Annotated in this window: 19 protein-coding genes; 8 read left to right on the top strand and 11 right to left on the bottom strand. The window is 69.4% G+C overall.

What is annotated here, in order from left to right:
• Positions 1 to 32: 32 nt before the first annotated feature.
• Positions 33 to 548, top strand: coding sequence for a MarR family winged helix-turn-helix transcriptional regulator (locus AADV74_RS14310; protein ID WP_342115274.1), 516 nt, complete (start codon positions 33 to 35; stop codon positions 546 to 548).
• A 12-nt stretch (positions 549 to 560) separates the two neighbouring features.
• Positions 561 to 983: an organic hydroperoxide resistance protein gene (locus AADV74_RS14315; RefSeq protein WP_342116362.1), complete on the top strand. Its 423-nt coding sequence runs from the start codon at positions 561 to 563 to the stop codon at positions 981 to 983.
• Between the two features lie 102 nt (positions 984 to 1,085).
• Here AADV74_RS14315 and AADV74_RS14320 read toward each other — a convergent pair whose 3' ends face one another.
• From AADV74_RS14320 to purD, 4 genes are all read right to left on the bottom strand, one after another.
• Positions 1,086 to 1,979: a VOC family protein gene (locus AADV74_RS14320; protein WP_342115276.1), complete on the bottom strand. Its 894-nt coding sequence runs from the start codon at positions 1,977 to 1,979 to the stop codon at positions 1,086 to 1,088.
• Between the two features lie 67 nt (positions 1,980 to 2,046).
• Positions 2,047 to 2,472 (bottom strand): YybH family protein, encoded by a 426-nt coding sequence (locus tag AADV74_RS14325; protein ID WP_342115278.1) that lies wholly within the window; start codon positions 2,470 to 2,472, stop codon positions 2,047 to 2,049.
• A gap of 111 nt (positions 2,473 to 2,583) precedes the next feature.
• Positions 2,584 to 3,513, bottom strand: a complete 930-nt coding sequence (locus tag AADV74_RS14330) for a phosphoribosylaminoimidazolesuccinocarboxamide synthase (RefSeq protein WP_342115279.1) — start codon at positions 3,511 to 3,513, stop codon at positions 2,584 to 2,586.
• 145 nt (positions 3,514 to 3,658) lie between these two features.
• The gene (gene purD, locus AADV74_RS14335; protein ID WP_342115282.1) at positions 3,659 to 4,942 is read right to left on the bottom strand and encodes a phosphoribosylamine--glycine ligase; all 1,284 of its coding nucleotides are present in this window, start codon (positions 4,940 to 4,942) and stop codon (positions 3,659 to 3,661) included.
• Between the two features lie 122 nt (positions 4,943 to 5,064).
• Here purD and AADV74_RS14340 point away from each other — a divergent pair, with 122 nt between their 5' ends.
• Positions 5,065 to 5,427, top strand: a complete 363-nt coding sequence (locus AADV74_RS14340; protein ID WP_342115284.1) for a sterol carrier family protein — start codon at positions 5,065 to 5,067, stop codon at positions 5,425 to 5,427.
• Positions 5,428 to 5,800: 373 nt separating this feature from the next.
• Complete coding sequence (locus tag AADV74_RS14345; protein WP_342115286.1) at positions 5,801 to 6,163, top strand: potassium transporter Trk; 363 nt, start codon at positions 5,801 to 5,803, stop codon at positions 6,161 to 6,163.
• A 109-nt stretch (positions 6,164 to 6,272) separates the two neighbouring features.
• Here the strand turns inward: AADV74_RS14345 and AADV74_RS14350 are convergent, their stop codons facing one another.
• On the bottom strand, positions 6,273 to 6,554 hold the full coding sequence (locus AADV74_RS14350) for a hypothetical protein (RefSeq protein ID WP_342115288.1): 282 nt from the start codon (positions 6,552 to 6,554) through the stop codon (positions 6,273 to 6,275).
• Positions 6,555 to 6,658: 104 nt separating this feature from the next.
• Between AADV74_RS14350 and AADV74_RS14355 the strand changes: the two genes are divergently transcribed.
• Positions 6,659 to 7,444 carry a maleylpyruvate isomerase N-terminal domain-containing protein gene (locus AADV74_RS14355; RefSeq protein WP_342115290.1) on the top strand — a complete coding sequence of 262 codons (786 nt, stop codon included), beginning with the start codon at positions 6,659 to 6,661 and terminating at the stop codon, positions 7,442 to 7,444.
• Positions 7,445 to 7,599: 155 nt separating this feature from the next.
• Here the strand turns inward: AADV74_RS14355 and purF are convergent, their stop codons facing one another.
• Both purF and AADV74_RS14365 read right to left on the bottom strand, forming a co-directional pair.
• Entirely contained in the window at positions 7,600 to 9,057 is a 1,458-nt protein-coding gene (gene purF / locus AADV74_RS14360) for an amidophosphoribosyltransferase (protein ID WP_342115292.1), read from the bottom strand.
• A 131-nt stretch (positions 9,058 to 9,188) separates the two neighbouring features.
• On the bottom strand, positions 9,189 to 9,680 hold the full coding sequence (locus AADV74_RS14365; RefSeq protein ID WP_342115294.1) for a carboxymuconolactone decarboxylase family protein: 492 nt from the start codon (positions 9,678 to 9,680) through the stop codon (positions 9,189 to 9,191).
• A gap of 46 nt (positions 9,681 to 9,726) precedes the next feature.
• Between AADV74_RS14365 and pdxR the strand changes: the two genes are divergently transcribed.
• A complete protein-coding gene (gene pdxR / locus AADV74_RS14370; RefSeq protein WP_342115296.1) occupies positions 9,727 to 11,139 on the top strand; it encodes a MocR-like pyridoxine biosynthesis transcription factor PdxR in 1,413 nt (470 codons plus the stop codon).
• Here the strand turns inward: pdxR and AADV74_RS14375 are convergent.
• Positions 11,120 to 11,734: a zinc-binding alcohol dehydrogenase gene (locus tag AADV74_RS14375; protein WP_342115298.1), complete on the bottom strand. Its 615-nt coding sequence runs from the start codon at positions 11,732 to 11,734 to the stop codon at positions 11,120 to 11,122. The two genes, pdxR and AADV74_RS14375, sit on opposite strands and share 20 nt — an antisense overlap.
• A 92-nt stretch (positions 11,735 to 11,826) precedes the next feature.
• On the opposite strand from AADV74_RS14375, the gene purM reads away from it, so the two are divergent.
• Positions 11,827 to 12,933 carry a phosphoribosylformylglycinamidine cyclo-ligase gene (purM, locus tag AADV74_RS14380; RefSeq protein ID WP_342115300.1) on the top strand — a complete coding sequence of 369 codons (1,107 nt, stop codon included), beginning with the start codon at positions 11,827 to 11,829 and terminating at the stop codon, positions 12,931 to 12,933.
• A gap of 118 nt (positions 12,934 to 13,051) precedes the next feature.
• Here purM and AADV74_RS14385 read toward each other — a convergent pair whose 3' ends face one another.
• Complete coding sequence (locus AADV74_RS14385) at positions 13,052 to 13,282, bottom strand: DUF3073 domain-containing protein (RefSeq protein ID WP_135121239.1); 231 nt, start codon at positions 13,280 to 13,282, stop codon at positions 13,052 to 13,054.
• A gap of 144 nt (positions 13,283 to 13,426) precedes the next feature.
• Between AADV74_RS14385 and AADV74_RS14390 the strand changes: the two genes are divergently transcribed.
• Positions 13,427 to 14,494: an NAD(P)-binding domain-containing protein gene (locus tag AADV74_RS14390; RefSeq protein ID WP_342115304.1), complete on the top strand. Its 1,068-nt coding sequence runs from the start codon at positions 13,427 to 13,429 to the stop codon at positions 14,492 to 14,494.
• Between the two features lie 48 nt (positions 14,495 to 14,542).
• Here the strand turns inward: AADV74_RS14390 and AADV74_RS14395 are convergent, their stop codons facing one another.
• A complete protein-coding gene (locus AADV74_RS14395; RefSeq protein ID WP_342115306.1) occupies positions 14,543 to 14,911 on the bottom strand; it encodes a fluoride efflux transporter FluC in 369 nt (122 codons plus the stop codon).
• On the bottom strand, positions 14,908 to 15,327 hold the full coding sequence (locus tag AADV74_RS14400) for a fluoride efflux transporter FluC (protein ID WP_342115307.1): 420 nt from the start codon (positions 15,325 to 15,327) through the stop codon (positions 14,908 to 14,910). Before AADV74_RS14400 ends, AADV74_RS14395 begins: the two co-directional genes overlap by 4 nt.
• Positions 15,328 to 15,333: the final 6 nt, after the last annotated feature.

The following is a 15,333-nucleotide window of genomic DNA, read 5'->3' on the forward strand; positions in this document are numbered from 1 at the left end:
TGCACAACTCAATTGTGTGCAATCGTTAGGACATGGCCACCCCCACCGCACCCGCGACGACGACGTCGCCCGACGGCTCCGAGCATCCGTCACCCCTGGATCCGCTGGTGTGCTTCGCGCTCTACCGCGCGTCGCACGCCACCAGCGTCGCCTATCGGGAGTTGCTCGCGCCGTGGGGTCTCACCTACACGCAGTACCTCGTGCTGGTGCTGCTCTGGACAGAGGGCACGGCGTCGGTGCGCCGCCTCGGCGACCACCTCGGGCTCGACTCCGGAACGCTCTCGCCGCTGCTGAAGCGGCTCGAGGAGCGCGGCCTGGTCGAACGCCGCCGAAGCGACGGCCGCGACGACAGGGTCGTCATGGTGACACCGACCGCTCGGGGTGATGAGCTCCGCACCGAACTCGAAGACGTTCCGCGCTGTGTCGCGGAAGCGACCCGGCTCTCGGCTGAGACCGCACCTGCGCTCCTGCAGACGCTGCGCGAGCTGACCGCCGGGATGAATGAGGTGACCGCCGGGCTGCGCACGCCGACGGATGCCGCAAAATAAGGAAAGAAGATGATGGACGTTCTCTACACCGCCGAAGCCCTCTCGACCGGCGAGGGCCGCAACGGCCACGTGCGCTCGACCGACGGTCGCATCGACCTCGAGATGGCCATTCCCGCAGGCATGGGCGGATCGGGCCTCGGCTCGAACCCCGAGCAGCTCTTCGCCGCCGGATACGCCGCCTGCTTCCACTCCGCGCTGCACGCCGTTGCCCGTGGCCAGAAGGTCAAGCTCGTCGACTCCACCGTCGGTGGCCGCGTCGATATCACGCCGAACGGCCAGGGCGGATTCCAGCTCGCCGTGCTGCTCGAGGTCTCGCTTCCCGAGGTCGATCGCGAGCAGGCTCAGGCCCTCGTCGACGCCGCGCACCAGGTGTGCCCGTACTCCAACGCGACCCGCGGCAACATCGACGTGACGATCGAGCTCACGGACGACTAGCCCTATTGGCTGAAATGGCGAAGTGAAAACCTGGTCGACTTCGTCGGGCCACGTTTTCACTTCGCCATTTCAGCTGGGCTGCGCTAGCTGCTCGACTTCTCCTCAGCGAGCGATGTGGGCGGGCACAGTCACCCTGATCAGGTTCGCCCAGGGGTCCTCGAAGGCGACCGTCTGACCGTCGTCGCGGGTCTTCACGCCGTAGTGCCGCATCCGTTCGTCGAGGGCTCCGATGTCGTCGGCGCTCGGTACCACGATGTCGACCTGACCGAGCCCAAGCGCGAGGCCGCGCCTGCCGGCGCCGGCGCTGTTCCACGTGTTCATGGCCATGTGGTGGTGGTAACCGCCGGCCGACACGAACAGCGCCGAGTCGCCGAGCGCAGCCGTCGTCTCGAAGCCGAGCTTGTCGACGTAGAACGCCCGTGCGCTCGCCACATCGCCGACCGAGAGGTGCACGTGGCCGACGACGGCCGTGCCGAACGGCGCGGCCGCCGCCGACTCGAGTGCGACCTCGGTGAGGTGCTCCTGCAGGTAGGCGTTCGGGTCGAGGTGGAGCGTCGCCATCTCGATCTGGCCGTGCGCCCAACTCCAGGTGGTGCGTGACCGGTCCCAGTACAGCTCGACTCCATTGCCCTCGGGGTCGGTGAAGTAGAACGCCTCGCTCACCAGGTGGTCGGCGCTGCCGGTGAACGTCCCCGGGTAACGCGTGGCGACCGAGTAGATGGCGAGTGCCAGCGCGGTCTGCGAGTCGAACACGATGGCCGTGTGGAACAGCCCGGCGCTGCGCGGCGCGGCTGCCCTCAGCTCGGGGGCGTGCTGCAGGATGATGATCGGCGTCGTGCCGCGCCCGAGCACCGCCGTGCCGCCATCGTTCGCGATCAGCTCGAGGGTGACGCCGTCGCGGTAGTAGGCGATCATCGCATCGAGATCGCCGACCCGCAGGGTCACCGCGCCCATCCCGGTGTCCGGGGCGAGGAGATCGGATGCTGTGTCGCTCATGATTGTCGCAACAACTGATTTCTGGAGGCTATTCCCGCCGTAGCGTCACGGCATCATGGCCACGCCATCACTCCGGCGGCGCAGCGACCGACCTGTGCTCGTGGGTGATGAGCCAGACTCCCCGTGTGCGGCGCAGTCCCGTCGTCACGCGCAGCCAGAGTTGGAAGCGTCGTCCGCCGACCGGCGTGGCCGTGAAGCGATCGATGCTGTGCGCGAACGCCACGTCATCGCCGACGACGACGGTGAGGTCGCGGACGGAGTACTCGATGGAGTCCTCGAACCCGTCGAACCAGTCGCGGAGGCCTGCGGCATCCGTCACCGCCGAGCGATGGGCGTTCAGCGGCGGGGTGAGATCGAAGCTGGTCGATCCGGGGGCGAGACGCGAGACGAGATAGTCGGCGTCTCGGGCCTTCACCGCCGAGGCCCGCTTCGAGAGCAGCCAGCCGATCTCGGTCTCATCGATCTCACGGTCGAGGTCGAGCAGGGTGGTCATGGTCGTCTCCTGTCCGGCGCCGCTGGTGGGCGCTCATCAGGACGACGAACGGATGCCGCCCCGAATCGACAGGGAGGTCAGTTCGAGCTCAGACCCCAGCTCAGGCCGGGCTCAGGCCGCGTCGCCGGTGAGGCGCTCGAGCAGCTCGCGGTAGCGCAGCGCGGTGCGTTCGACGATCTCGCTCGGAAGGGTGGGCGGCGGCGTCACGCCGTCGTCCTCCCAGTTGGCGGCGAGCCAGTCGCGCACGATCTGCTTGTCGAAGCTGGCCATGCGCTCGGTCGGGGTCGTTCCGGTGCTCCAGGCCTCGGCATCCCAGTACCGGCTGGAGTCGCTGGTGAGCACCTCGTCGGCGAGGGTAGTGACGCCGGTCTCCCGATCGGCGCCGAACTCGAACTTGGTGTCGGCGAGGATGACCCCACGCCCTTCGGCCACGTGCGAGGCCTGCGCGAAGATCTCGAGCGAGAGGTCGCGCAGCTCGGCGGCGACGATGGGGCCGACGAGCTCCACGGTCTGCTCGAAGTCGATGTTCTCGTCGTGCTCGCCCATCGGCGCCTTGTACGCCGGAGTGTAGATGGGTTCGGGCAACCTGTCGCCGTTCTCCAGTCCGGCGGGAAGCGGCAGCCCGCACACAGTCTGCGTGGCCTGGTACTCCTTCCAGCCTGAACCCGTGAGGTAGCCGCGCACGACGCACTCGATCGGGAACATGTCGAGCTTCTTCACCAGCATCGCGCGACCTGAGACGGATGCCGGGATGCGGCTGGACCCGTCGACGCGGTGGTCGGGCACGAGGTGGTTGGGCACCCGCAGCTGGTCGAACCACCAGAGGCTGAGGGTGGTGAGCAGCTCGCCCTTGCCCGGGATGCCGGGCTCGAGGGCGTGATCGAAGGCACTGACGCGGTCGCTCGCGACGACGAGCATGGTGGCATCGGCCGGGTCGACGGGTTCGTAGAGGTCGCGCACCTTGCCCGAGTAGACGCGGGTGAAGCCCGGAAGGCCCTCATCGGTGGTCGGGGCTGGCGTATGTCCTGGCGTCGCGGTCACGCGCCCAGTCTACTTTCGAGCGACTGGGCGCACGGCCGGATGCCGCTGACGGATGCCGCCCGGCAGGCTGGATGCCGCTCGGCAGGCTGGAATCGGCGCATCGAGCCTTCCGGATCGGATCCGGCCTGGGCTGTGGGCACGCCGGTCAGGACACCTTCGCGGCGATGTCGGTGCGGAACTGCCCACCCTCGAGGCCGATGCGCCCGAGGGCGTCGTAGGCGCGGGCGCGCGCCTCGGCGAAGTCGGCTCCGACGGCGACGACGCTGAGCACGCGGCCGCCCGTGGCGACGAGCTCGCCTGCGGCATCCGTGCCCTCTGCGCCGTGGGCTGTGGCCGCGTGGGCGAGGTGCACGCCGGAGACGGATGCGGCATCCGCGAGCCCGAAAAGGATGCGCCCGGTGATGGGCGGCTCGGGGTAGTTCTCGCTGGCGATGACGACCGTGACGGCGGCGGTGTCGGAGAAGACGGGGCGCTCGAGCTCGCCGAGGGTGCCCGTGGCGGCGGCGAACAGGAGTCCGGCGAGCGGGGTCTCGAGCCGCGGGAGAACGACCTGCGTCTCTGGATCGCCGAACCGGGCGTTGAACTCGATGACGCGGATGCCCTTCGACGTGAGGATGAGCCCGCAGTAGAGCAGGCCGACGAAGGGCGTGCCCTCGGCGGCGAGCTGGCGCACGGTGGGCAGCGCGATGGTCTCGATGACCTCGTCGACGAAGGCCTGCTCCGAACCGAACTCGTCGGCGAGCCAGGGCAGCGGCGAGTAGGCGCCCATGCCACCGGTGTTGGGGCCGGCGTCGCCGTCGAGCAGGCGCTTGAAGTCCTGCGCCGGCGAGAGGGGCAGCACGTGCTCGCCGTCGGAGAGCAGGAACAGCGAGACCTCCTGGCCGTCGAGGAACTCCTCGATGAGCACGCCGCCACGCGGCGCCCACTGGGCGGCGTGGGCGATGGCGGCGGCTCGATCGCTCGTCACGAGCACGCCCTTGCCCGCAGCGAGGCCGTCGGCCTTCACGACGTAGGGGGCGCCGAACTCGTCGAGGGCGGCGGATGCCTCCTCGACCGAGGCGGCACGCACGGCGCGGCCGGTGGGAACGCCGGCGGCGTCCATGATGCGCTTGGCGAAGGTCTTCGACCCTTCGAGTGCTGCGGCGGCCTGATCGGGGCCGAACACGGGGATGCCGGCGGCGCGCACGGCATCGGCGACGCCGGCAACGAGAGGAGCCTCGGGTCCGACGACGACGAGGTCGACTCCGTGCTCCGCCGCGAGGGCGGCGACGGCATCCGGATTCTCCGCGTCGATCGGGAAGATGGGAACGTCGCCGGCGATGCCGGCGTTGCCCGGAGCAGCGATGACCTCGTGGCCGGCGGCATCCGCGAGCAGTGCGGTGATGATGGCGTGCTCGCGCGCGCCCGGGCCCAGAACGAGAATCTTCACGCCCTCAAGGGTAGGGGATGCACCGAGTTGCCCACTTCCGCTGGTCACGTGCGCCCGACACTAGCGGAAGTGGGCAACTCGGCGGGTGCGCGAGACAGTCGGGTGCGCACGACAATGGAGACATGGGACGCGCGCGCATCGATGAGGGACAGGGGCTGGCCGCCCTGCGGCTGTGGCAGGCGGATGCCGTATCCGCGAGCCGTGACACGAAGGCCATGGCCGTGCGGTTCACGCTGCAGGCTCTCGCCGATCGCGCTCCGGGCAACACCGTCGAGGTGAGGGTTCCGCCGTTCGGCGCCACGCAGTGCATCGAGGGACCCCGGCACACGCGTGGAACACCGCCGAACGTCATCGAGACCGATGCGGCGACCTGGCTCGCGCTCGCCACAGGAGCCGAGGCCTGGGACGACGCTCTCGGCTCCGGCCGGGTGCACGCCTCTGGCCAGCGCGCGCAGCTCGACGGGCTGTTGCCGGTCGTACGGTAGCGGGCCGCTCAGCACCACGGTCATCCCGCTGGAAGAAGGCACGGGAGCGAAGCGAGCGCGTCGAGCCACCTCGACGGCGACATCGTGGCTGTCTTCGGCGAGCGGAGTTGGGCGAGCGTGACGCGCTTCGGACGCCGACTTCGTCCAGTGAGCGACTCGGGCTGGTGGATCTGGGCCGTCGTGGCGCTGCTCGTGATCGCGGCAGTCGTGGCCGCCGTCATCCTGCGACGTCGGGCCGTGGCAGCGCGGGCCGACAAGCAGTAACCAGCGGGCCGCACCCGATGTGCGGGGAGGGTCCGGTCTCCGGACCGCCCCGCACATCGTGCTGCCGGCGAATGGGCATCGGGCTCCGAACGGGTGGGACAATGAAGGAGTGAGCCTCGAGAACCCCGCCGATCGTCCGTCCTCCGAACCCGATGGGGTGGCGGATGCCGCTGACGACGCCGCGAATGTGGAGATCGAGCGCGGCGAGGCCGTGGTGCGTCGCTCGCCGCGCTACCTGCGATTCCTGCTCTCCGGCGCCATCGTCGGAATCGTGGTGGCGCTCATCCTCACCGTGACGTTCCCAGCCAACGACGAGTTCAGCATCGGCCAGGTCTTCGGCTTCCTGCTGCTGCTCTGCGGTGTCATCGGCATGACGCTGGGCGCCGTGGTCGCGCTGGTCTTCGACCGTGTCCTGGCCAAACGCGCTCACACCGAGCAGGTCGAGCACACGACGCTGACGACACCCGAGTGACCGCTCGCTGAGGCCTTCCCGCTCGCTCAGCCGTCCCGCTCGCTGAGGCCCGGACGAAGTCCGCGGTCGAAGCTGCGGCGGCGCCGGGATCCTCCCTCCGGAGCGGCCGTCAGAGGACGGTTCCTCGCAGGCTGTCGATGGGTTGTTCGTCCCAGGTCGTGAAGGGATCATCACCGACCTCGGCCATCAGCGGCCCGGAAGCGGCCCGGGCATCGCTGGCGGACTCCCATACGGCGATTCCGACGAGTCGTCCGCCGGCGTCGTCGACGATGCCCGTCCAGACGAAGCCGGGCTGCTGACGAGCCACGTGGCTGTATCGCTTCATCGAGTCGACGACAGCCCCACGATGCTCGGCGCGAGGAGAATGAACGGACACGACGGCGTAGGTCATGCGGCATCACAGCACACTATGGCCGGTCTCTCAACCCTGCGGCGGTCTCCGCGTCGCTCGGACTTCGCTGTCGAGTCGTCGGAGCGCAGTGATAGAACGGCGGGATGGACAAGATTCTCACGTTCCCGGATCAGCTGCGGCTGATCAGCGAGCGGTCGAACGTTTTCCGCGCTGCGGTCGCCGCGGCGCCCAGCCTCGATGTTCAGATGCTGACCCATCCCTCACGGACGCTGTTCGATCACGTGCAGCACGTGGGCCTGGGTCGTCGCAAGGCAGCAGCCATCGTCACAGCCGGGCCGGCGGACGGTCCGCCAGAGGAGTCAGCGTGGGGAGGCGGCACTGGTGCGCCTCGGGAGCGCGAGGCTCTCCTGGCCTGGTGGGCAGAGTCCGTCGGGCACCTGGAGAGGGTGCTGCGCGAGGCGGGTCCGGATCGCGAGTGCTGGACATGGTGGGCGGACTCGCCCTCGCCGCAGACCTCCGGGGCGTGGGCGCGGCGACAGCTCCACGAGATCGCGGTGCACACCTATGACGTCCAGCTCACTGGGGGTGCCCCGAAGCCGATACCGGAGACCATCGCCCTCGACGGTTTCGACGACTGCCAGTTCACCCTCTGCGCGACGACGGTCGCCTGGCCGCACGACCCCGCCATCGTCGACTACCACGCCACCGAGGGCCGCTCCTGGCGCCTCCGGCTGTCCGACGACGGCGCACAGGTCACCCGCCTCGCGCCAGCTTCCGGTGAGGACCCAGTCACGGTCGACGCCTCCGCCCGGGGCACGGCCAGTGACCTGGTGCTGTTCTTCTATGGCCGCATACCGCTGGATTCCCTCCAGTTCGAAGGCGACCGTCGTATCTTCGATCAGCTCGGAGCCTGGGACCCGTCCGTGTGACGGCCCGACCTGCGATCTCGTGCATCCGAGGCCGCATCGACGTCGCAGGAATCCGGCTCGGGTGGTTACGCTCGCGATCACTGCATCGATCGGCCGTCGACCTCACTGCACCCGCGCGTCGACCGCGCGCTTCGCGCGAGCCTCAGCGAACGGGATCAGGAGAGCTGCGTGCGCTCGACCCAGTCGAGGTACTCGGGCGTCACGGTGCCGGTGACGTACTCGCCGGTGAAGCACGAGAGGTCGAGGTCGGTCACGTCGCTGCCCTCGATGATGGCAGAACGCAGGTCGGCCACCTCCTGGTAGATCATCGCGTCGGCACCCAGCTCGGCACCGATCTCGGGGATCTTGCGTCCGGCGGCGACGAGCTCGGTGCGCGACGGCATGTTGATGCCGTAGACGTGCGGGTAGCGCACAGGGGGAGCCGCCGAGGTGAAGGTGACCTTGTTGGCGCCGGCGGCGCGAGCCATCTCGACGATCTCCTTGGAGGTCGTGCCTCGCACGATGGAGTCGTCGACGATGAGGATGTTCTTGCCCTTGAATTCCGTGCCCATGGCGTTCAGCTTCTGGCGCACACTCTTCTTGCGCTGGGCCTGGCCCGGCATGATGAAGGTGCGGCCGATGTAGCGGTTCTTGTAGAAGCCCTCGCGGTACTCGATGCCGAGCTTCTGGGCCACCTGCATGGCGGCCGGGCGCGACGAGTCCGGAATCGGCATGACGACATCGATGTCGCCCTTGTCCATGTGGGTCGCGATGGTGTCGGCCAGGCGATCGCCCATGCGCAGGCGCGCCTCGTAGACCGAGATGCCGTTCATCACCGAGTCGGGGCGCGCGAGGTAGACGTACTCGAACGAGCACGGCACCAGGCGGGGGTTCCGGGCGCACTGCTTCGAGTGCAGCGTGCCATCGAGCGAGATGAAGATGGCCTCGCCCGGGGCGACGTCGCGCACGATCTCGTAGTCGCCGTTCTCGAGCACGAGCGACTCCGAGGCGACGATCCACTCCTCCTTGCCGGCATCCGTCACGCGGCGACCGAGGATGAGGGGGCGGATGCCGTACGGGTCGCGGAACGCCAGCAGGCCGTAGCCCGCGATGAGCGAGATGACGGCGTACGAGCCCTCGACGCGCTCGTGCACCTGGGTGACGGCGTCGAAGATCTGGGCGGGGTCGAGCGAGAGGCTCGTGATCTGGCCCTGCAGTTCGGTCGCGAGGACGTTGAGCAGCATCTCCGTGTCGCTCGCCGAGTTCACGTGGCGGCGGTCGATGCGGAACAGGTCGTCGCTGAGCTCGCGGGTGTTGGTGAGGTTTCCGTTGTGCACGAGGATGATGCCGTAGGGCGCGTTCACGTAGAACGGCTGCGCCTCGTCCTCCCGCTCTGCGGCGCCCTTCGTGGCGTAGCGCACGTGGCCGAGGCCCATGTTGCCCATCAAGGAGCGCATGTCGCGGGTGCGGAACGCCTCGCGCACCTGTCCCTTGGCCTTCGTGATGTGGAAGGTCGGGCCGTCGGCCGTCGCGATTCCTGTCGAGTCCTGCCCGCGGTGCTGCAGGAGGAGGAGGCTGTCGTAGACCTGCTGATTGGCCGCCTCAGTCGAGACGATGCCGACGATGCCGCACATGCGGAGAGGGCTCCCGGGGGTTGGCTTCTCGGCCCTGATTCGAGCCGCGTCAAGTCTCGCACATCGCAGGCTGCGGATTCGCTGCACGGATGCCGCCCGCTGCGCATGCGAGCGGCATCCGATCAGGCGGGTCAGTCGCGGTCGCGCCGAGGACGCCAGGCGCGGGTCGCCACGGCGATGGCGTTCCACGCATTGATCGTCACGATGGCGGCGAGGAGCGCGCCGACCTCGTCGTCCGAGAAGACCGCACGGGCTTCGTCGACGACCTCGTCCGGCACGTGTGTGTCGGCCAGACGGGTCACCGACTCGGTGAACGCGAGGGCCGCGCGCTCACGCGCGGTGAAGAAGCCGGACTCCTTCCAGACCGCCACGGCGTGCACGCGCTGGTGGGTGTCGCCGACCGCCACGGCGGCCCTGCTGTGCTGATCGACGCAATAGGCGCATCCGTTCAGCTGGGACGCCCGCAGGCGCACGAGCTCCCGGAGCCGGGCATCGAAGCCCACCCTGTCGAGTTCGGCCGTTGCCGCCTCGTCGAGAACGCTCATGGCTCTCGAGTAACCGGGCGTCGCACTGTCGAAGTCGATGCGCACAGGGATGCTGATGAAGGTGTCAGTTGTCGTCATGACTCCCACGCTAGGAAGGAATGGCGCACTGCTACAGTCCATTCCGATGAGCGAATCATGGGCCAATTCGGGTCTCGACCTGCATCTCGATCTCGGCCGCACGCGCCGGGCGGCGACCGTCGAGGCTGCCATCCGCGCTGCCATCCTCGACGGCCGTCTGGCGCCGGGATCCAGGCTGCCGCCATCGCGCTCCCTCGCCGCTGACCTCGGCATCGCGCGCAACAGCATCGCGGACGTCTACGGTCGACTCGTCGCCGAGGGGTGGCTCGAGTCACGCGTCGGCTCGGGCACCTGGGTGAGTGATCGGCGGGTCGTGGCGCCCGAGCGAACGCCGGTCGGCACTGATACCGCCTTCTCGCTCGACCTGCGCGGTGGGCTTCCGGATGCGTCGGGGTTCCCGCGGTCGGAGTGGGCGGCGGCGACACGGCGAGCACTCGCCCGAGCCGCGGTGAGCTCGTTCGGTTACGGGGACCCCGCCGGCCATGGAGCGCTGCTCTCCTCCTTGGCCACCTACCTCGGCCGGGCCAGGGGCGTGTGGGCGGAGCCGGACCGTGTCGTCGTGATGCACGGCTTCGGCGAGATCCTCGCCGTGGTCAGCAGAGCGCTGGTCGCTCGCGGTGCCCGGCGCGTCGGCGTCGAGGCCTACGGCCACGAACGGCACCGGCGGATCCTCATGGCCGCAGGACTCGACATCGTCGCTCTCTCCCTGGACGCCGAGGGGGCCGACGTCTCCCGACTCGACGAACTCGGAGTCGACGCGGTGCTGCTCACCCCTGCCCACCAGTTCCCCACCGGTGTGCCGTTGTCGCCGGCCAGAAGGGTCGAGGTCGTGCGGTGGGCGGAGCGAACGAACGGACTCGTCATCGAAGACGACTACGACGGCGAGTTCCGCTTCGACGGGCGCACCATCGGGGCGCTCCAGGCGCTCGCCCCCGAGCGCGTCGTCTACGCCGGCACTGCGAGCAAGAGCCTCGCCCCGGCGGTCGGCCTGGCCTGGGCCGTGGTGCCGCCTGACCTCCGGCCGTGCCTGCTCGAGCAGCGGCTCCTCCTCGGCTCCTCCGTCGACTCGCTCGCCCAGCTCTCCCTGGCCGAGTTCATCGACGGAAACCAGTACGACAGGCACCTGCGTGCTCTGCGGTCGATGTATCGCGAGCGCCGACGGCACCTCGAGGAGGTCCTCGATGGGCTGCTCCCCGGGTGTGCGGTCACGGGCATGGCAGCCGGGCTGCACTGCCTGGTGGAGCTGCCGCCCGGGGTCGACGAGGCGGATGTCGAGGCTGAGGCGGCCGAGCGCGGGCTGCGCGTCGAAGGGGTGTCGCGTTACCTCGTCGAGGGCGCACCGCCCAGCGTCGTCCGGGCGCTGGTGCTGGGCTTCGGAGCTCCGCCGCCGCACCGCTACGACGAGGCGCTCGCCATCGTTGCCGAGGCTGTGCGCTCCGCTACGCGATCTCGGCGATGATCGGGTGGATCGCCGCGTCGAAGGCTGCGGCATCCGTCCTCAGGGAATCGGTCACGGCCACGGTGAGCGATCCGATCCACCAGACTCCACGCTCGGCGAGAGGCAGCACCTCGACGTTCAGCTCGAAGGAGTGCGCCCGTCGGCCCACCTCGCGCTCGTGCTCGGCGATGGTGCCTGCGTAGGCGCGGTAGCTGTCGGACGGACGACCGCTCGCCGCCTTCGTGTAGCCGCTGCGCGCCCATTCCACCCACGAGGTCGCGGCGACGTGCAGCGGACGGATGGCCGCAGCCAGGTCGTCGGCACCCGATGTCGGCAGGGCCACCCAGGTGCCGTACTCCTCGATGAGTTCGAGGGGCACCGGCGACGGATGCGCCTCGGGCTCCACCGTCATGGCCCACCACTCGCGCCACTGGCGTTCGAGGCGGTCCTGTTCGTCGACGTCGCGCTCGGGGGCGTCGGCAACGGGAACGCCGCGGAGGCGGGGCAGGTCCGTGGGGGAGGCGATGTGCAGGGTCTCGCGCAACCACAACGCGAGGAGCACGGGGATGCTCGAATCCTCGTGGATCATCCAGGACGGCTGACCGTCGGCGCTCATGGCGTGGATTCTACGCCGCAGAGCTGGCGCAGGCGCGGATCCACGCGGATCGACGCGGAACCGCCGCCTCGACGAGCCGGTACTCTGGACGCGTGAGCGCCAACTCGTCCTACGCCGCAGCCGGAGTCGACACCGCTGCTGGCGATCTCGCCGTCGAGCTGATGAAGGAGGCCGTCGCCAAGACGCACGGTCCCAACGTCCTGGGGGGCGTCGGCGGGTTCGCCGGCCTCTACGACGTGTCGTTCCTCACCAAGTTCAAGCGGCCGCTGCTCGCGACCTCCACCGACGGCGTCGGCACGAAGGTCGCCATCGCGCAGGCCATCGACAAGCACGACACCATCGGCCAGGACCTCGTGGGCATGGTCGTCGACGACATCATCGTCGTGGGTGCGACCCCCCTCTTCATGACGGACTACATCGCCTGCGGCAAGGTCGTGCCCGAGCGCATCGCGGCCATCGTCGGCGGCATCGCGAAGGCGTGTGCCGAGACCGGAACGGCCCTCGTCGGCGGCGAGACCGCAGAGCACCCCGGACTCCTCGGCCCCGATGACTACGACGTGGCCGGCGCTGCCGTCGGTGCCGTCGAGGCCGACGCCCTGCTCGGCGCCGACCGCGTGCAGCACGGCGACGTCGTCGTCGCGCTGTCGTCGTCGGGCCTGCACTCCAACGGCTTCTCGCTCGTTCGCCACATCCTGAGCGAGGGCGGCATCGGCTACACGGACTCGCTCCCCGAGCTCGGCGGTCTCGTGGGCGAGGCACTGCTCGAGCCCACGCGCCTCTACACCGGCCCGCTCGTGCGCCTGCTCGGCGACCCCGATCTCTCCGGTGCCGTGCACTCCCTGAGCCACGTGACCGGCGGTGGAATCGCCGCCAACCTCGCCCGCGTGCTGCCCGTCGGAAGCTGGGTGGAGCTCGAGCGCTCCAGCTGGTCGCCGTCGCCGGTGTTCCGCGTGCTCAGCGACATCGCAGGCTCCAGCCTCGAGAGTTCGGAGGGCACCTGGAACCTCGGCATCGGCATGTTCGCCGTCGTTGCGGCGGATGCGGCATCCGACGTCATCGCCCGCATGCAGGCCGAGGGCATCCCGAGCTGGGTCGCCGGCCGGGTCTCGACTGCGGCGAACGACCTCAGTGCCTTCGTGCAGGGCGAGAAGGGCGTGAACGGCGGAGCCGTACGCCTGGTCGGCAGCTACGCGGCCTGATCCGCGGACGCCCGGTCATCCGGGCGGCGGGAATCACCTGCGAGCGCGTTCGGGCCGAATAGACAACGTGAAAGCGCGACGCGAGTGATCGCGCCGCGCTGAAGAGGGTGACAGAACGCTACGCGCGCTTCTGCTCGTCTTCCGTCGCGTAGTGGTCGACGTACTCGTCGGACTCGCTGGCCTCGTACTCGGGCCACTTGGCGAGGTCCTCATCGAGGCGCTCGTCGACGACACGAGCGTCACCGTGCGTCAACTCACGCTCCAGTGCACCGTAGTTGGTGTCGGGGCTGAAGTACTTGAGCTCGCGAGCGACCTTGGTGTGCTTCGCCTTCTGACGGCCACGCCCCATGCGAGACCCCCTCACAATGCTGGCCGGTGGCGTGTTCGCCTCCCGGACTGTGGACCGGACTAATGAAAACTTCCCCGTAGTTTAGCATGGAGGACTGGCCGGACTTCCGTCTGTGCCCACAGTGCCGCCACGGGAAGAGGGTGTATGTCCATCGCGGCGACCACTGTGGTGGTCATCGGTGCCGGTCAAGCCGGATTGTCGGTGGCGTACTACCTGAAGCGGTTCGATCTGGAGCCGGGAATCGACTTCCAGGTGCTCGATCGCGGCCCGGCCCCCGGCGGCGCCTGGCAGCATCGCTGGGAGGCGCTGAAGCTCGGCACGGCTCACCGCGTCAACGACCTGCCGGGCATGGCCGAGATGGGCCTGAGCTTCGACACCGCCGACCGCAGCTGGGCGGCGCGGGAGATCGTCGGCGCCTACTACGGCAGCTACGAGCAGTTCTACGGACTCAAGGTGCGCCGACCCGTCGAGGTGTCGAGCGTGGAGAACGCCGGCGTCGACCTGCTGGTGCACCACTCCCAGGGTGAGACCCGCACCCGCTTCCTGGTGAACGCCACAGGTACATGGGGCTCCCCGTTCATGCCCTACTACCCGGGCATGCGCGACTTCGCAGGCCGTCACGTGCACACCTCCGACTACGTGTCGGCCGACGAGTTCCGCGACCGGAACGTGGTCGTCGTGGGCGGCGGCACCTCCGCCATCGGTTTCCTGCTCGAACTCGAGGGCGTTGCCGCAAGCTCGGTCTGGGCCTCGCGTCGACCCATCGACTGGGTGGAGGGGGAGGCCCTCGATCTCGAGGGAGCATCCGCCGCCGTCGCAGCGCAGGATGAGGCCGCCCGCTCGGGTCGAGCCCTACCGAGCATCGTGAGCGGGACTGGCGTGCCCAAGAGCCGGCGCATCGCTGCAGGCATCGAGCGCGGCGTGCTCGAGGCACGTCCCATGTTCGAGCGGATCGAGGCTGACGGCGTGCGCTGGAGCGATGGTTCGTTCTCCCCGGCCGATGCCATCATCTGGGCAACGGGGTTCAGGCCCGAGCTGCGCCAGCTCGCGCCGCTCAAGCTGCGCGAGAAGGCCGGCGGCGTGAGCGTCGGTGCCGGCGCGTCGTGGAGTGATCCGCGGGTGTTCCTCGCCGGGTACGGGCCCCAGGCATCCACGATCGGTGCTCAGCGCGCCGGCCGCATGATCGCACGGCAGATCGTGGCGTTGCTGTAGGCGCTTCGGCCGCGGACTCCGTCCGGGCCTCAGCGAGCGGTGTGGAGGTCAGCGCGCAAGGAGGTACGCGCCCGCCGTGACCGCGAGGCCGAGGGCCAGGGTGACCGCGATGTTCAGCCCCGCGGCCCTCCATCGTCGGCCCTCGGCGAGCTCGATGGTCTCGACGGTCCAGGTGCTGAAGGTGGTGAGGCCGGCGCAGACACCGCTCAGAATGACGAACTGCCACTCGGCCGAGACCGCCGCCCGTTCGGCGAGTCCCAGAGTCAGGCCGCCGACCAGCGACCCGACGATGTTGACGATGAGCACGCCGCGAGGCAGGTGCCCTGGCACCACGGGCAGCGCCTTCGTCGCGAGGAAGCGGATGACGGCGCCGATCGCGCCGCACAGCAGGGTCGCGATCACGACGAGAGGAGTCACAGCGTCTCGCCCTCCTGGACCTCACCGGGCATCATGAGGTGCGCCAGCGTCGATCCGACGCGGAGGCCCGTGAACGCGGCAGCGAGGCCGAGCACGAGCGAGGCCACCAGGTAGACGGATGCCGGGCCGACGGCATCCGCAGCACTCATCCCCACCACAGAGACCATGACGGCCGAGAAGGTGGTGAACGAACCGAGCACGCCGGCACCGAGACCCGCCCGCACCCAGTGCGGCAGGCCGGGCTTCTTCCAGAGGACGCCGACGAGCAGCCCGAGGATCAGGGCACCCACCACGTTGATGATGAGCGTCGACCACGGGAACTGCGCGCCGGCGTGCGGCAGGGCGGCGTCGATCGACAGGCGCAGGCCAGTTCCCACGAGGCCGCCCACGAAGACGGCGATCAGGTCACGACCCACGTCGGC

Source organism: Leifsonia stereocauli, from assembly GCF_038432415.1.
In the GTDB taxonomy this organism is placed as follows: Bacteria; Actinomycetota; Actinomycetes; order Actinomycetales; family Microbacteriaceae; genus Orlajensenia; species Orlajensenia stereocauli.

Coding starts and splice junctions, on each gene's coding strand:
- pdxR (WP_342115296.1), top strand. CDS start 9,727: ATGAGCGAATCATGGGCCAATTCGGGTCTCGACCTGCATCTCGATCTC.
- AADV74_RS14365 (WP_342115294.1), bottom strand. CDS start 9,680: ATGACGACAACTGACACCTTCATCAGCATCCCTGTGCGCATCGACTTC.
- AADV74_RS14385 (WP_135121239.1), bottom strand. CDS start 13,282: ATGGGGCGTGGCCGTCAGAAGGCGAAGCACACCAAGGTCGCTCGCGAG.
- AADV74_RS14355 (WP_342115290.1), top strand. CDS start 6,659: ATGGACAAGATTCTCACGTTCCCGGATCAGCTGCGGCTGATCAGCGAG.
- AADV74_RS14375 (WP_342115298.1), bottom strand. CDS start 11,734: ATGAGCGCCGACGGTCAGCCGTCCTGGATGATCCACGAGGATTCGAGC.
- purF (WP_342115292.1), bottom strand. CDS start 9,057: ATGTGCGGCATCGTCGGCATCGTCTCGACTGAGGCGGCCAATCAGCAG.
- AADV74_RS14310 (WP_342115274.1), top strand. CDS start 33: ATGGCCACCCCCACCGCACCCGCGACGACGACGTCGCCCGACGGCTCC.
- AADV74_RS14315 (WP_342116362.1), top strand. CDS start 561: ATGGACGTTCTCTACACCGCCGAAGCCCTCTCGACCGGCGAGGGCCGC.
- AADV74_RS14320 (WP_342115276.1), bottom strand. CDS start 1,979: ATGAGCGACACAGCATCCGATCTCCTCGCCCCGGACACCGGGATGGGC.
- AADV74_RS14390 (WP_342115304.1), top strand. CDS start 13,427: ATGTCCATCGCGGCGACCACTGTGGTGGTCATCGGTGCCGGTCAAGCC.
- AADV74_RS14340 (WP_342115284.1), top strand. CDS start 5,065: ATGGGACGCGCGCGCATCGATGAGGGACAGGGGCTGGCCGCCCTGCGG.
- AADV74_RS14350 (WP_342115288.1), bottom strand. CDS start 6,554: ATGACCTACGCCGTCGTGTCCGTTCATTCTCCTCGCGCCGAGCATCGT.
- AADV74_RS14325 (WP_342115278.1), bottom strand. CDS start 2,472: ATGACCACCCTGCTCGACCTCGACCGTGAGATCGATGAGACCGAGATC.